The organism is Bacillus andreraoultii (assembly GCF_001244735.1).
Lineage (GTDB): Bacteria > Bacillota > Bacilli > Bacillales > Caldibacillaceae > Caldifermentibacillus > Caldifermentibacillus andreraoultii.
Genome location: NZ_LN868936.1, coordinates 39,283 through 54,996 on the forward strand (window position 1 = coordinate 39,283; position 15,714 = coordinate 54,996).

At 35.7% G+C, this 15,714-nt stretch carries 14 protein-coding genes; 3 read left to right on the top strand and 11 right to left on the bottom strand.

Translation table 11 applies throughout. From position 1 onward, the window contains the following. Positions 1 to 107 precede the first annotated feature (107 nt). From BN2144_RS03480 to BN2144_RS03495, 4 genes are all read right to left on the bottom strand, one after another. Positions 108 to 1,013, bottom strand: a complete 906-nt coding sequence (locus tag BN2144_RS03480; RefSeq protein WP_042337555.1) for a DMT family transporter — start codon at positions 1,011 to 1,013, stop codon at positions 108 to 110. A gap of 97 nt (positions 1,014 to 1,110) precedes the next feature. Further along, positions 1,111 to 2,316: a toxic anion resistance protein gene (locus tag BN2144_RS03485; RefSeq protein WP_033826943.1), complete on the bottom strand. Its 1,206-nt coding sequence runs from the start codon at positions 2,314 to 2,316 to the stop codon at positions 1,111 to 1,113. Positions 2,317 to 2,333: 17 nt separating this feature from the next. After that, complete coding sequence (locus tag BN2144_RS03490; RefSeq protein ID WP_033826944.1) at positions 2,334 to 2,951, bottom strand: 5-bromo-4-chloroindolyl phosphate hydrolysis family protein; 618 nt, start codon at positions 2,949 to 2,951, stop codon at positions 2,334 to 2,336. A gap of 206 nt (positions 2,952 to 3,157) precedes the next feature. Further along, entirely contained in the window at positions 3,158 to 4,171 is a 1,014-nt protein-coding gene (locus tag BN2144_RS03495) for a DUF1646 family protein (RefSeq protein WP_033826945.1), read from the bottom strand. 277 nt (positions 4,172 to 4,448) lie between these two features. On the opposite strand from BN2144_RS03495, the gene BN2144_RS03500 reads away from it, so the two are divergent. The 3 genes from BN2144_RS03500 (at position 4,449) to BN2144_RS20580 (ending at position 6,786) form a co-directional block, all read left to right on the top strand. Further along, positions 4,449 to 5,360, top strand: coding sequence for a PucR family transcriptional regulator (locus tag BN2144_RS03500; RefSeq protein WP_033826946.1), 912 nt, complete (start codon positions 4,449 to 4,451; stop codon positions 5,358 to 5,360). Between the two features lie 189 nt (positions 5,361 to 5,549). After that, positions 5,550 to 6,650, top strand: a complete 1,101-nt coding sequence (locus tag BN2144_RS03505; protein ID WP_033826947.1) for an ABC transporter ATP-binding protein — start codon at positions 5,550 to 5,552, stop codon at positions 6,648 to 6,650. 1 nt (position 6,651) lies between these two features. Beyond that, a complete protein-coding gene (locus BN2144_RS20580; RefSeq protein ID WP_268258023.1) occupies positions 6,652 to 6,786 on the top strand; it encodes a hypothetical protein in 135 nt (44 codons plus the stop codon). Positions 6,787 to 7,173: 387 nt separating this feature from the next. On the opposite strand, the gene BN2144_RS03510 is transcribed toward BN2144_RS20580, so the two are convergent. The 7 genes from BN2144_RS03510 to mgrA form a co-directional block, all read right to left on the bottom strand. Continuing rightward, entirely contained in the window at positions 7,174 to 8,169 is a 996-nt protein-coding gene (locus BN2144_RS03510; RefSeq protein WP_033826948.1) for a LacI family DNA-binding transcriptional regulator, read from the bottom strand. A gap of 172 nt (positions 8,170 to 8,341) precedes the next feature. Continuing rightward, complete coding sequence (locus BN2144_RS03515; RefSeq protein WP_033826949.1) at positions 8,342 to 9,391, bottom strand: aldose epimerase family protein; 1,050 nt, start codon at positions 9,389 to 9,391, stop codon at positions 8,342 to 8,344. A gap of 88 nt (positions 9,392 to 9,479) precedes the next feature. Then, a complete protein-coding gene (gene galT, locus BN2144_RS03520; RefSeq protein WP_033826950.1) occupies positions 9,480 to 11,000 on the bottom strand; it encodes a UDP-glucose--hexose-1-phosphate uridylyltransferase in 1,521 nt (506 codons plus the stop codon). Between the two features lie 10 nt (positions 11,001 to 11,010). Further along, positions 11,011 to 12,000 (bottom strand): UDP-glucose 4-epimerase GalE, encoded by a 990-nt coding sequence (galE, locus tag BN2144_RS03525; RefSeq protein WP_033826951.1) that lies wholly within the window; start codon positions 11,998 to 12,000, stop codon positions 11,011 to 11,013. A gap of 130 nt (positions 12,001 to 12,130) precedes the next feature. Beyond that, a complete protein-coding gene (locus tag BN2144_RS03530; RefSeq protein ID WP_033826952.1) occupies positions 12,131 to 13,315 on the bottom strand; it encodes a galactokinase in 1,185 nt (394 codons plus the stop codon). Between the two features lie 215 nt (positions 13,316 to 13,530). After that, positions 13,531 to 14,424, bottom strand: a complete 894-nt coding sequence (locus BN2144_RS03535; protein ID WP_033826953.1) for an ROK family protein — start codon at positions 14,422 to 14,424, stop codon at positions 13,531 to 13,533. A gap of 104 nt (positions 14,425 to 14,528) precedes the next feature. Next, positions 14,529 to 15,524, bottom strand: coding sequence for an L-glyceraldehyde 3-phosphate reductase (gene mgrA, locus BN2144_RS03540; RefSeq protein ID WP_033826954.1), 996 nt, complete (start codon positions 15,522 to 15,524; stop codon positions 14,529 to 14,531). Between the last annotated feature and the right edge of the window lie 190 nt (positions 15,525 to 15,714).

Below are 15,714 nucleotides of genomic sequence, written 5' to 3' on the forward strand. Positions count from 1 at the left end.
TATTCCCGAAGTTCCCCGCTATATTTCCGAAGTTCCAGTCTTTTTTCCGAAGTTTCCTTTAATTAAAGACTTTCATATCTTTTTAAAGCTATAAAAAGTCATGAGGGCTAACCTACCTCATGACTTTTTCGCTTTTCACGTTGTTGGGAGATTATAATTCCTGAAATAATAAACAATGTGCCTACCATGATACTAACGGTTATTTTTTCCCCCAAGAGAATATGACTGAAGATGAGGCCAAAAATTGGGACTAATAAAGTGGAAATAGTGGCGGTCACTATATCAATCGAACTAAGAATTATAAACCATACTGTAAAACAAAGTGCTGAAGCAACAACACCCGTAAACAAAATGTAATATATACTTTCCATATTCCATTCAACTGGCATCCCTGGTTCCATAATTAACGTAACAACAACAATACCTATTGTTCCGAATAACATCTGGAATGCCGATGTTTGTAACTTAGGGAGTTGGTGTAAGTATATACGAAAATATACATTTGAAATTCCCCACGAAATTGCCGCAAGAATAATAAGAATTTCACCAATAATAATCATTTGATCTTGCTTAAATAAATCAGAGCCAAATATTATTAGCAACCCTATCAAACCTACGACTAAGCCACATAATTTTTTTAATGACAACCTCTCTTGTAAAAATTTTGCTGCAAGAAAGCTACTCCAGATAGGCATCGAATAGAGTAATACGGATGATTTGCCCGCACCGACAAATTTGAGTCCATACATAACGAGCAAAAAAACAATCGCTGTCTGAAGAATTCCTACAACAAATAAATGTTTCCAATACCTTTTATGTGGGAATCCAATTTTTAATAGTAGTAAAACAACAAACAATGCCAATGTACCGGTAAGAAAACGGTAAGAAGAGAACGTAAATGGACCCATATATTGGAGCGAGGCTTTCATGAGTACCCAAGCATATCCCCATAACACGGTAATAGAAATGATTAGACTCCACAACACTGATTTGTTATGCCGTGCAATCTTCATAACAACACCCTCTTCCCTTTGAAAAAAAAGCCCGACTCGCTTATTGCAAGACAGGCTTATATGGTTATTACTATTATATGAGGGTGGGATGGAAAAACTATCCTCGAATTTCTAAAAGTTTTTGTTTTAATTGGTCTTCCATTGAAAGTAATTCTTGTTCTGCTTGGTGACGTTTTGCGCGTCCTTCTGCTTGAATGCGTAATGTTTCTTCCAATGTGGATACTAAGTTTTCTTGTGTCTTTTTCAATGTTTCTATATCAACAATACCTCGTTCATTTTCTTTAGCGACTTCAATTGAATTGGTTTTTAATAAATCAGCATTTTTCAATAAAAGATCATTCGTTGTTTGTGATACTTGTTTTTGTGCCTCAACTGCTTTTCGTTGTCTTAATAAAGTAAGGGCAATCGCAATTTGATTTTTCCATAGTGGAATAGCTGTTGTAATCGACGTTTGAATTTTTTCGACTAATGTTTGGTTTGTATTTTGTATCATCCGAATTTGTGGCGCACTTTGTATCGTAATTTGACGACTTAACTTCAAATCATGTAGTCGTTTTTCTAAACGGTCAGCAAATTGAATCATATCATTTACTTCTTGGTAAGCCATTTGATCATCGGTTGCTTGAGCTTTCCGTTGTAATTCTGGTATATGAGTTGTCCGAATTTCTTCTAACTTCACTTCACCTGCAGCGATATATATATTCAATGCTTGGAAGTATTCTTTATTTTTATTGTAAAGTTGCTCCAACAATGTGTTATCACTTATTAATGAGTTTTTACAATGTTCAAGCCGTACAGTAATTCGATCAATTTGTGCTCCAGTCTTTTGGTACTTCGTTAAAATTTCATTAACTGAACGAGATACCTTCCCAAACATCCTTGAAATAAATCCACGCTTTTCAACTTGTAGCTCCTCAGGGTTAACTTGATCTAACTTTTTCATTAAATCAGAAATAATTTCACCAATTTCACCGATATTGCCGCTTTTCACATGATCTAACATCGATGATGAGAAGTTACTTAATTTTGCTTGTGCTTGGGTACCGTACAATGTAATCGAGCTTTGATTAAACGGATCAATTTGTTCAGCTAACTGCATCGCACGCTTTTGATCAGTTTCTGGTAATGTATCTATTAATCGTTTCGGTTTCTCTCCACCGATTTGATCCAATAAGTCCTTTGATTCACGTTGATTTCCTTGACTTTGTAATTCTTGTTTATTTGTTTCATCCAATGTTATATTTTCAAAAGGATTTGCCAATAAATCATCTAATTCATTGGTAACCTTCTCACGCTCATTCATAAATAAGCCTCCCATCTTCACTTTTTATCAATAAATTTTTTCGCTACGTCAATTTCGAAGTTTAGATTATTAATATCTCCTTCAATCATTTTATGCAAATCTTGTTCAATAATTTTTACCATATCATTCATTGTATTTCTCGTTTCATGAAGAGATCTCGTTAGTTCAATTGTTTTCGCTGGTTGGGATGCGAGAAAAGTATATTTTTCAGCAAGTTCCACCATTGAATCTAAGTGGGAAAAATAAAAGTCTTCCACTAAGAAAAATCGTCGTGGCTCCTTTTTCGTTACATGATATATTTTATTAACAACTCGTAATGTTTCAAAGTTTTGTTTCGCATTCGCTAAGTTTTGAATTTGAAAAAAAGACTTTTGGAGACGTTGAATTTTTTCTTTTGCTTCTTTCAAATTTTGTTGGACAATCTTATACTCTCTTTTTGTCAAACCGTTTCTTCGTAAAAGCTGGGACTGTGTTCCATATTTCATACTATAAAAGACCGCTCCCCCACCAAGGACGGCAATGAAACTTGAGAAAAGAAAACTTTGGTCAAAGCCGAAGTAACTTGATAATAAAATGGTCACCGTCGTCACACCTGCAGTAAACAATCTAAGAAGAAACATTAATAGGGCTTTCAAGAAAATCACTCCTGTTTTTTACAACGTATCCATTCAATAGTACGATTTCGTTTACTATTCAATACGTACATAACATATGTTAAGTTTCAATATTTCTCTTCTATTTTATATTAATCGACATAGAAAACAAATAGCAATAAAAAGGGGAGACAGATTAAATCCGCTCCCCTAAGATTATACGATTCATCTTACATATTTACGTGAAATTAAAATCCGATAACGATTAAGATGACAAAGTAAATGACCATAATGGCTAGCCCGATTGGAACACCAGCTCTTGCCCATTCTTTACTTGTAATGTTCAATTTTCCCGCTGAGATGATGTTTGGTATATTACCTGGGATTAACATCCCACCACTTATGAGTAAGCCAAGTAAAATAGCTTCAATCGTACTAGCACTCATCGCTGGACTTACTTCAGCAGCCGCTAATGTTGCATTATCTAACACAGCTGAAATCATATTGACCCAATAAAGAATTTTAGGGCTTAAATCAAGTAAATAGGCATTAATTAAAGGTTCAAAACCAGCACCTAACATCGTTAAACCAAATACAAACAAATAGATTTTCACAGAACGAACAATAATTTCTTTGTATGATTCCGTCTCAGTTGATGATTGAAGTCCTAATCCTTCTCTACGTTTAACGACAAGTGCCGCAAAAATCCCTAATACGATGACACCTGGAATGACAAAAGGTCCGACTAGCTCTAATAAGTATAGAAAATCTTCACCCATTTTACTTGTTACAATTGTTGATAATGGCTCACCAATTGGTGTTAATGCCGCCCCAAGTCCAATTGAAAAACAGGCAATAACCGTTAACAAAACTTCATGCCGTCTTTGTAATGGTAGATTGCTAATGATTAGAACAAGTACAAGAGCAGCTATAATAGCTGTAATAATACTAGAAAGGAATCCTAAGCCAATAACAACGATAGCAATAAATAATGGAAAAGGAATTTTATTACTAAAAGCTGTAATGGCATGGCCTAATTGATTTTGGAACCATTTAAATAATAATCCCGCAAGAAGGACGGCTAATGTAATTTTTATTGGATCCTCTAATGCTTGTACAAGTAGCTTTGTATCAAGAACACCACCGACAAAAGCAGCAAGAATCCCCATGATAAATAGAAAGTATTCTAAATTATGTTCAACGACTTTTACTGTAAATGGTAAAAAGAGAACGAGTAGTAAAATTATAAGCAATCCAATCATATCATTTATCCTTTCTTCTAGATTTCGTACTTTACTATTTTAACATAATTGAATCTATGATTGTACCATCTATTTTTATAAAAGTTTTAATATTGCAGATAATTATTAAGGATAGAATATATCTATTTTGTTGAACCAATCATTACTATATTATTCTACAAATATTTGACTATACCTTCTTCTTGAAAGTTTTATCAATGCTTGAATATCCGATTCTCTTATGTCTACAATGAAAAGTATAGAAAAAGGCTTATTTTTGTTTATTTGGAGGATTACTATGCACAATATTTCGAACATATTCCCAGATGCAATCGTTCAAGAACTACCTTATTATAATAATGATTTTTTCTGCTATTATGATGAATCATCAAAGCAATATTTTGCCATACCGAAGACTTCCATTACGGATAGGGAAAAATTATTACTTGATTCCATGTACCCATTGATTGAAACGACTCCCGATTATTTAAATCAAAGCCGTTTGCAAAAAGCTTGGTTTGATTTTTTAATAAAGAACGGATCCATACCAGACTTTAACGGAAGAATCCGCTTTATTTACTTTCAACTTAATGAGTTACAGAGTCATTATGATTTCATGGAGGCGGTCCACTCATTTTTCTCAGAGCAGATCATTTTCGTTTGGATTGATCAGAAATCCGGTGTCATTATTGAAAATGAAACAATTGATGTAGTCAATGACCATGATTTTTACTCTTTTTACGATGCGATTCTTTCTGACTTCTATATTAAAGTTGATTTTTATATTGGCAGATTTTTTGATTCTTCCCCAAACTTAAGAAATCAGTTTTTACGCGAGCAATATTATTTTAAAATTTCTATGTCTGTTTATCCACAGAACCATGTATTTAATTTTATCAACGCCTTTCCACTCGTCATGATGACGACAGAATGGAATCAATTAACGAGCATTCTACATCAAGAATATCAAGAAATCTTTCAACATGATAGTGAGCTAATTAATATTATAAAAACGTATCTTGAGAACAATTCAAATACGAGTTTAACGGCAAAAAAATTGTATATGCATAGGAACAGTTTACAATATAAAATTGATAAATTCATTGAACAGACTAGTATTGATATAAAAAGTTTCCACGGAGCTATTTCAATCTACTTTATTTGTCTATATGGAGAGGTGTCAACATATGTAAATAATGATACTCGTTGAATGGTTTCCTTAAGAACTATCGGTGTAAACAAGCCATTTCAAACCTCTTCAGTGGCTTTCTTTTTTCGTTGTGAACAACCTGACAAAAAAGTCCCTTTCATCTTTGTGCACATTGCCACTTCACATTTGAAAGCCGTTTCACTAGAATAAAGTTATGAGAGGAAATCGTTTTCATAGGAGGAAAAATAAATGGCTGAATTACAACTTGAACATATTTATAAAATTTATGACAATAAAGTAACTGCAGTAACAGATTTTAATCTTCATATTAAAGATAAGGAATTCATCGTATTTGTTGGACCATCTGGTTGTGGTAAATCAACAACTTTACGGATGATTGCTGGTCTTGAAGAGATTTCAAAAGGTGAACTTAAAATTGATGGAAAAGTTGTTAATGATGTTCCACCAAAAGATCGTGACATCGCAATGGTATTCCAAAACTATGCATTATATCCACATATGACTGTTTATGATAATATGGCTTTCGGTTTGAAACTAAGAAAAATGCCAAAAGAAGAAATCGACAAACGTGTTAAAGAAGCTGCAAAAATCTTAGGTCTTGAACAATATTTAGACCGTAAACCAAAAGCATTATCTGGTGGTCAACGTCAACGGGTTGCTCTTGGTCGTGCCATTGTTCGGGATGCAAAAGTCTTCTTGATGGACGAACCTTTATCAAACCTTGATGCGAAACTACGTGTACAAATGCGTGCTGAAATTGCTAAGCTTCACCAACGTTTAAACACAACAACGATTTACGTTACCCATGACCAAACAGAAGCGATGACAATGGCAACTCGAATCGTTATTATGAAAGATGGTGTTATCCAACAAGTTGGTTCACCAAAAGATGTATACGACAATCCTGAAAACGTCTTTGTTGGTGGCTTCATTGGTTCACCAGCAATGAACTTCTTCAAAGGAAAAATTGAAGGAGAAAACATCGTATTAGATGGTGATGTTCGTCTTGGCATTCCTGGCGGTAAATTGAAACTTCTTAAGGAAAATGGATACATTGGAAAAGAAGTCATCTTTGGTATTCGTCCTGAACATATTCATGACGAACCAGTATTTATTGAATCCTTCCCGAACGCTACAATTAACGTTAAAGTCGATGTTGCCGAATTAACTGGTGCTGAATTAATGATTTACTCTACTCTAGGTGGACATGATTTCGTAGCACGGATTGATGCTCGTGCAACTGTAAAAGCAGGCGACAATCTTAAACTTGCACTTGATATGAACAAAGCACACTTCTTTGACCCTGAAAGTGAAATTCGAATTCGCTAATATGAATAACACAACGGACAAGCTTCATATGAATGGGCTTGTCCGTTTTTTGTTGATTGATTATTTAGGTGTGGACGTGGGATATAACCACTTCCATTCGATTGGTCATGAGTTGGGCGTTTTATATCCGCTCTAAATGACTATTTCGACCATTTTCACCGTAATTTGGGCGTCTAGAACTCTTTCTAGTTGATCGTTTCCTCCTTTTTCACCGCAATTTGGGCGTCTACTACCGCTCTACGTGACCTTCCCAACCATTTTCCACCGCAAATCGGGCATCTACACTAGTGAAACGTCCTTTTTTCCCATGATATCCCTAAAGAAAACTCGACGATTGCCGAGCCTTTTAGCGAAAGCAGAGCCGTAGTTCGCCGAAAAAGCTTTTTTCGGCTGCGATGCAATGCTGCCGAAGTCTTCCTTGTGCACTTATGCGTATAGGAAAGTAAAAATTGGAAAATTTATACTTTCCTAATAGCCAAAAAAGGAGGGCCACTCTTCGGACTCCTCCTCACTAATAGAATATTCAAAAACTACTCCTTCTTTTAATTAGTTTTGTACCTAAAGAAACTTTTTTAGGGATTTCTCTACCTTCCAATTGTTCAATTAATAAATCTACCGCAGTCTCGCCCATTAATTCGGTGAAGACTTTGACCGTAGTTAAAGGAGGAAAAACGTACTTAGAAACGCTAATATCATTTAATCCAACGATACTTACACGTTCTGGAACATCAATTTTTTCCTCAAGTAGAGCCCGTAAACAGCCAATCGCGATTTGATCATTTCCTGCAAAAAACGCAGTAGGTAGATTCTCCCCGTGTTCTTGAATGGCCTTTTTCATTAATGTGTACCCATCACTTACAGTAAAATTACCAATATACACCGCTGATTCATTGTAATGTCCTTTTTCCTTCATATAGGACCGGAATGTTTTCTCCCTTAAGTCAACAATATTATCGGATTTATCTCGATATAATTCCATTCCACCGATATATCCGATTGATTTATGTTTCTTGTTTAATAAATAGTCAATCACATTCTTTGTTGCGCGTTCAAAGTCAACAATAACAGAATCATATTGATCTTCGTTTGGGCTACAATCAACAAAGACAATATTTTCAGTAATTCTTTTTAAACTTTCTGCTTGGGCTGTGCTAAATTTTCCAACAGCGATAATTCCACGGATATCGGTTAACTCTAATAATTCGTCATAATGACTGTAAAAGAACTTCACTGCAGCAATATTCTTCTGTTGACAACGATTCGTTATCCCTAAACTAATAGATAAATAGTATAAATCCTCGAGTTCTTCCTCTTCGGTATACCAGCTCACGATAGCGATTTTCGTTGAGATGTTTATTCTCTTAGGCGATTTCTTTTTATATGATAATGATTCAGCTACTTCAAAAATGCGTTTCTTCGTTTCATCGGTTACAGATAGCGTCTCATCGAAATTAAGTACTCTAGAAACGGTTGCAATCGAAACACCCGCTTTTTCAGCAATATCTTTAATGGTTGCCACTTTGTCTCCCTCCTTCCCATTTCTACTTAACCCTCACTTATAATCGGTTTTCCCTATTGATCACGAAACACCCGTCTACTTAGGTCCACACATTTATAATCGGTTTTCCCTATTGATCACGAAACACCCACCTACTTAAATCCACACATTTAAAAACGGTTTTCCCTATTGATTATTGAACACCAAATGTGTAAGTTGTTTTTAGCTCGTACGTTTCATCTTTGTCTAGAATAACGGACGGAAACTTAGGATGGTGAATGGCATCTGGTAATCCTTGTGTTTCCAGACAAACGCCTAAATATTTTCTACCTTGAATGCCTTCTTGAATGTTAAAGTTATCTGAAATTTGATTCCCAGTATATAGTACAACAGATGGTTGATTTGTCTCAACTGTTAACACGCGACCAGTAAGTTCGTCAAGCAAAACAATTTCCTCATCATGATTCTTTGATAAAACAAAAGGATGATCGTAGCCATGCCCGACAAGAATATTTTGTGGGTGAGTTGATTCTCTTCCATCGATTATTTTCCTACCTTGAGTAAAATCAAACACCGTATTCTGGGTAGGAAGCATCTTTCCTGTAGGTAAAAGTTCTTCATTCAATTCAAGAAAGCGATCACTTTTCATTGTAAGTTGATGGTTTAAAATATCCGTTTTCGCATGACCTGATAAATTAAAATATGTGTGGTTCGTTATATTGAGCAAAGTCTTCTTATCCGTTATTCCTTTACATGTAAAAACCCATTGATTTTCATTATTTAGCAAATACGTTGTCGTTAACTGAACATTTCCAGGATAGCCTTCTTCCCCATCTTCACTTAAATAAGAAAATTGAACACCAACTGCATCTTCTGTCTTTATTTCCTTCGCAGCCCAAACCCGTTCATGTAGTCCTTTTACACCACCGTGTAAATGATTCTTTCCTTCTGTTGCAGGTAATTTGTATACATGTCCATCTAACTCAAATTCACTGCCACGTATTCTTCCTGCAACCCGTCCAATAATTGCTCCAAAGTACGTTTTATATTGAAGATAATCATCCACATGATCAAACCCAAGGACAACGTTTTCAAAAACACCTTTTCGATCTGGAGCATAGACTTCTGTGACGATACAACCAAAATTCGTACAAGATAATTTCATTCCATTTTCATTTTCTAATGTGTAAAGATACACTTTTTTGCCATTAACAGTTCCAAAATCTTTTTTCGTAATCTCCATTCGTATTCACCTTCACTTTTCAAAAGTAAGAAGGGCTGTTCAAAAAAAAGTAGCCCATAATTATATTTTAGATTTTTAATAGAGTAATTCACTTTTTATTTAATGATTGAATAAACGTACGAAACGCAGCTTTTCCCTGTTCATCGCGTTTAAATACGCCAGCATCCATTAATACTCGTAAAAATTTATTGCCTACTTCTAACCTTACGAATTCCTCTACATTTTCAGTATCGACACGGCCTGCATATTTTTGTTTCAGTTGTTCTGCCCATTCCAAATGATAATCAGCAACTTCATTTGGCTCATCTAATAAAAATTTCTCAACTTCCACGAGTTCATTTTTCAAACGGGCAGGTAAAACAGCTAATCCCATTACTTCAATTAACCCGATATTTTCCTTTTTAATATGATGAACATCTGCATGTGGGTGGAAAATACCTAATGGATGAGCATCACTTGTCCGATTATTACGTAACACAAGGTCCATTTCATACTGTCCATTTCGTATTCTTGCAATTGGTGTAATTGTATTATGTGGTGTATCACCTGTATATGCTAAAATATCTACTTCTGGATCACTATAAGATTTCCAATGGCCTAATATTCGATCCGCAAGTTCAATCAGTTCTTCCTTCTTACTTCCTCGTATACGGATAACAGACATTGGCCATTTTACGATGGAACAAGACACATTAGGAAAATCCACTACAGTAAATGGGTTTTCTTCTTTCGCTAAAGCCATTGGGAAATCATAACGTCCCCCTTGATAATGGTCATGTGAAAGAATGGAACCACCGACGATTGGTAAATCTGCATTCGAGCCGATAAAGTAATGTGGGAAATATTCGACAAAATCAAGCAATCTTCCAAACGTTTCCCGGGAAATTAACATGTTTCGATGTTCTTTCGACAGTACAATGCAATGCTCGTTATAATATACATATGGCGAATATTGTAAAAACCATTCTTCTCCCCGTATATTTAGGCGAATCATTCGATGATTGGATCGTGCGGGATGACCAATTCGACCCGCATAGCCTTCATTTTCTTTACAAAGTAGGCATACTGGATATCCGGTCGTTTTCGGTGCCATTCTTTCTTTTGCAATTTGCTTTGGATCTTTTTCTGGCTTTGACAAATTAATCGTTATATCCAATTCCCCATACTCGGTAGGTGCCTTATAAACGATATTCTTTTTAATTCGATTCATTTGGATGTAATTGCTATTTTTACTACTTGTGTAAAAGTAATCGGTTGCTCCTTTTGGCGATACGCTATATTTTTCATAAAATTTTTGATTAATGATAGAAGGACTTGCTAAGAAGCAATTCATCACATTTGCAGATAAAATTTCTTTAGCATCTAAAAAATCTTCAATCACATTATGTTTGACAGCATATTGAATAATTTCTTCAAGTAAACTTGGAATAATTAAATCCGGATCATCATCCTCATGTTTTTCAACGAACTCGCTTTCATCTATTGAAAAACCTTCTAAATGTAATAAGGATAAAATTTGGTTCCGTACATAAACTTCATCCATCGGTTCAATCATGCCCCGATGGATACATTCATTTATTAATTGTTGGATCGTTTGATCAATTGTCATTTTAACACCTTCAGTCCTCGTATCCATTTGGATGGTTGCTATGCCAATTCCATGCATCTGTAATAATTTGTTCAATATTTGTTTTTGTCGGATTCCAACCTAATACTTTTTTCGCCTTTTCTGATGATGCAATAAGGACACTTGGATCACCAGCTCGCCGATCACCGATTTTTGCAGGGATTTCTTTTCCTGTAACCTTTCGAGCCATTTCAATAATTTCTTTTACAGAAAACCCTTGACTGCTTCCTAAGTTAAACACAGAACTTTCCCCACCATTTTGGAGATAATTTAGCGCTAAAATATGCGCATCAATTAAATCTTCTACATGAATATAGTCTCGAATACAAGTACCATCTTCTGTTGGGTAATCTTCACCAAATACAGTAATATGTTCACGTTTACCAAGGGCTGTTTCTAATACAACAGGAATTAAATGTGTTTCTGGGTTATGGTCTTCCCCGATTTCTCCTGTGCTTCGTGCTCCTGCTACATTAAAATAACGAAGAGCAACATATTTTAAATCAAAAGCCTTTTCACACCAAGCCATCATTTTTTCCATCGCAAGCTTTGTCTCACCATACGTATTCGTTGGGACGGTTGATAAATTTTCCGTAATTGGAACTTGTTCTGGTTCTCCGTATGTTGCCGCTGTTGATGAAAATACAATATGACGAACACCGGCATCACGCATTGCCTCGAGCAAAATTTGTGTTCCATATACATTGTTATCATAATACTTTAGTGGATCAACCATGGATTCACCAACTAATGAGTTCGCAGCAAAGTGAATCACACCGTCAATTTTTTCTTGAGCAAATACATCTTGTAAAAATTCCCGATTCCGAATATCACCTTGGTAAAATTTCGCCTTTGGATGAACAGCATCTTTATGACCCGTTTGTAAATTATCAACAATGACTACATCATAACCACGGTCGATTAATTGATACACTGAATGAGAACCGATATAACCGGCACCACCTAAAACTAAAATACTCATTTTATATCACCCTTTATATTTTTTCTACATTAACTATACCATTTTACATGTAGATTCGAAAAATGGATATTGGCGCTGACAAGTTGAAAAACGATACACATATCATGTTTAACTAAGCTCTGAAGCAATATTAATGATGCATATTTCCAGTTGTTATTTCCTTCGCACCGTCACCAACCGTTACAATGTAAAAGGCAGCTGGATAGCCAATTTTCTCCTGATAGGTTTTGCCAACTTGGTCAATAAACGAATCGACCCGGTCTTTTTCAACAATCGCTATTGCACAACCCCCAAAACCTGCACCTGTCATTCTAGCTCCAAGTACTCCTTCTTGTTTCCAAGCTGCCTCAACGATTGTATCTAATTCTTTTCCTGTCACTTCATAATCATCACGTAAAGAAATATGAGATTGGTTAACTAATTCACCAAACTTGTTCAAATTATTCTCTTTCAACGCTTTGAGTGCCTCAACCGTACGATTATTTTCATAAACAGCATGTTTTGCACGTTTTCTTATCATTGGGTCGGTAATTTCATCTTGATATTGGTCAAATTGTTCAGGAGTTAAGTTTCCTAAACGATCAATGGAGATGTGTTTTTGTAAGACATGAAGAGCTTTCTCACATTCACTTCTTCTTTCGTTGTATTTAGAATCAGCCAATTCTCTACGTTTATTCGTATTCATGATGACAATTCGGTAATTATCCATTTCGATTGGAGCATACTCAAATTTTAATGTTTCACAATCTAGTAAAATGCCGTTATCTTTTTTACCCATTCCAACTGCAAATTGATCCATAATTCCACTATTCACACCGATAAATTGATTTTCTACCTTCTGTCCAATTTTCACCATGTCAATTCGATCAATTGCTAAATGAAACAAGCCTTCTAACATAACACCCGTTGCTAGCTCGATTGACGCAGACGAGGATAAGCCCGCTCCGTTTGGTATGTTACCGAAAAATAAAACATCGACACCTGAATCAATCTCGTAACCAGCTTCAATGAAATACCGAATCATTCCCTTTGGATAATTCGCCCAATCATGGGATTTTTCATAGTCTAAATGATTTAAGTCAAATTCAATCACACCTAAGTTTTCAAAGTTTACCGAGTATAGACGAATTTTTTGATCATCCCGTTTTCTTGCTAATGCGTAAGTACCAAAAGTGATCGCACATGGAAAAACATGACCACCATTATAATCCGTATGTTCACCAATTAAATTAATCCGACCGGGGGCAAAAAATGTGCGGTAATCGCTTTCATTAAAGACCTTTTTAAATATAGCGTTTAACTCTGTTTGTTCCATCGTCAATCCCCACTTTTATTTATATTTTTGTTATCATTTCTCGTTGTTTCATATTCATTCCTATAGTTACATTATAGAATAATAAAGTAAAATATACAATAAAATTTTACTTGTTTTTTAGTAAAAAAAATAAGCCTACTTCATAAAAAGTAGACGTATTAAATCAAATGCACCTTATCTTTTAAAGTGAGGTCCTTCTACTGAAACAAGCAAACCTACCCACTACATGAATAACTCTCTTCAAGACCTTTTTTCGCTAACACGAGTCCGCCCACAATTCCTGCATGATTACCGAGACCTGGTGGTACGATATACTCACTTATCCCTTCATGAAACTGACTTTGACTCAAATAAATATTTAGTAATTCTTTTACTTGTTTTTGAATTAACGTGAAAATATGTGTTTGATTACTAACGCCACCGCCAATAATGATTCGCTCAGGCATTAAAATCATTGTATATTGGACAATCGCTTGAGCAATATAATACGCTTCAAGCTCCCAAACTTCTTTCCGTTCAGCTAATTCAATTCCCTTTTTTCCCCAACGTTTTTCTATCGCTGGACCTGATGCCATTCCTTCTAAACAGTCACGATGATACGGACACACCCCTTCAAAATTGTCTTCAGGGTGACGTCTGATGATGACATGCCCCATCTCTGGATGAGAGATTCCTTCTAAAATCTCCCCACCAAAAATTGCCCCCGCACCAATGCCAGTGCCTATTGTAATATAAAGGCAACTACTTAAGCCTTGTCCAGCACCAAATGTGTATTCTCCTAACGCTGCGGCATTCACATCGGTCGTAAATTCAATTGGAATCTGTAAAGCTTCTTCTATCGTTTTCAAAAATGGAAAATTTGCCCAAGCTAATTTTGGTGTATTTAATATGTTTCCGTAGTTCGCATCTGTTTTCTTCACACTAATTGGACCAAATGAACCGATTCCGATTGCACCGACTGGATTTTGCTTGAAAAACTGAATTACTTTTGGAATTGTTTCCTCAGGTGTTTCTGTAGGAATAGTCATTCGTTCCAATATGTCACCATCTTCTGTACCTACTGCACAAACAAATTTTGTACCTCCAGCTTCGATTGATCCTAACTTCATTCTAATTTCCTCCACTTGGTCATCTATCATTGAATAACGCCATAGACTATAATCTATTTTTCCACTTTAGAGCTGAAAAAGCGATAAGACGTATGAAACTTTAGTCATCTTTTTAGTAAAATCTGTTCAATTTTCTCTAATTCTTCATTTGTGAAGTCTAGATTTTCAATTGTTTTCACATTATCTTCAATTTGTTTTACTTTACTCGCTCCGACTAATACAGATGTCATTCGACCATCGCGCAGTACCCAAGCAAGCGCCATTTGTGCAAGACTTTGACCACGTTCTTGTGCCATTACGTTTAATTTTTGTACTTGTTCGATGACCTGTTCGTTAACGTCTTTTTCCTTTAAGAAACCATGTGATTTAGCAGCCCTTGAGTCACTAGGTATCCCATGTAAATATTTATTCGTTAATAACCCTTGGGCAAGCGGACTAAAAGCGATGGAACCGATGCCATTTTTCTCGAGTACATCGAGTAATCCATCCTCAACCCAACGATCAAACATCGAGTATCTTGGCTGATGAATCAAAAGAGGCGTTCCAAGTTCTGTTAATATACGTACAGCTTCTTCCGTCTGTTCTGCATTATAGTTCGAAATACCAACATATAACGCCTTCCCTTGTCGAACAATATGGTCAAGCGCTAACATTGTCTCTTCTAATGGGGTATCTGGATCTGGTCGATGATGATAGAAAATATCAACATAGTCTAACCCGAGTCTTTGTAAACTTTGGTCTAAACTAGAAATCAAATATTTTCTCGAACCCCACTCACCATACGGACCTGGCCACATATAATAGCCAGCCTTCGATGAGATGATCATTTCATCACGGTACGGAGCAAAATCAGTTTTTAATATTTTCCCAAACATTTCTTCAGAGAATCCCGGTGGTGGTCCGTAATTGTTCGCTAAGTCAAAGTGGGTAATTCCAAGATCAAAGGCCCGTTGTAAAATCGCTCGTCCATTTTCATACGTATCTACACCGCCAAAATTATGCCAAAGACCTAATGAGATTGCCGGTAATTTTAAACCAGATTTTCCGGCGCGGTTGTATTTCATTTTCTCATAACGTTTATCGTCTGCAATATAAGTCAAGCGTATCACTCTCTTTCTTTTGTACCTTGTAAAATAGGCTGTGTAGTAAAGTTAAGCGCTCTATCAAATAAAGTAGTAAAAGGGTCAATTGGAATTTTCCATCTATTCCAACTGAACCCATTTACCCTAACGATCCTTTATTAGTTAATAGGAAGGCTCTAGTAGTATGCAATCGCACCCGAAAAAAGGT

Bases quoted from the DNA above. Each gene is read 5' to 3' on its own strand.
- BN2144_RS03480 (WP_042337555.1), bottom strand. From the start codon at position 1,013: ATGAAGATTGCACGGCATAACAAATCAGTGTTGTGGAGTCTAATCATT.
- BN2144_RS03485 (WP_033826943.1), bottom strand. From the start codon at position 2,316: ATGAATGAGCGTGAGAAGGTTACCAATGAATTAGATGATTTATTGGCA.
- BN2144_RS03495 (WP_033826945.1), bottom strand. From the start codon at position 4,171: ATGATTGGATTGCTTATAATTTTACTACTCGTTCTCTTTTTACCATTT.
- BN2144_RS03500 (WP_033826946.1), top strand. From the start codon at position 4,449: ATGCACAATATTTCGAACATATTCCCAGATGCAATCGTTCAAGAACTA.
- BN2144_RS03505 (WP_033826947.1), top strand. From the start codon at position 5,550: ATGGCTGAATTACAACTTGAACATATTTATAAAATTTATGACAATAAA.
- BN2144_RS20580 (WP_268258023.1), top strand. From the start codon at position 6,652: ATGAATAACACAACGGACAAGCTTCATATGAATGGGCTTGTCCGTTTT.
- BN2144_RS03515 (WP_033826949.1), bottom strand. From the start codon at position 9,391: ATGGAGATTACGAAAAAAGATTTTGGAACTGTTAATGGCAAAAAAGTG.
- galT (WP_033826950.1), bottom strand. From the start codon at position 11,000: ATGACAATTGATCAAACGATCCAACAATTAATAAATGAATGTATCCAT.
- galE (WP_033826951.1), bottom strand. From the start codon at position 12,000: ATGAGTATTTTAGTTTTAGGTGGTGCCGGTTATATCGGTTCTCATTCA.
- BN2144_RS03530 (WP_033826952.1), bottom strand. From the start codon at position 13,315: ATGGAACAAACAGAGTTAAACGCTATATTTAAAAAGGTCTTTAATGAA.
- BN2144_RS03535 (WP_033826953.1), bottom strand. From the start codon at position 14,424: ATGAAGTTAGGATCAATCGAAGCTGGAGGTACAAAATTTGTTTGTGCA.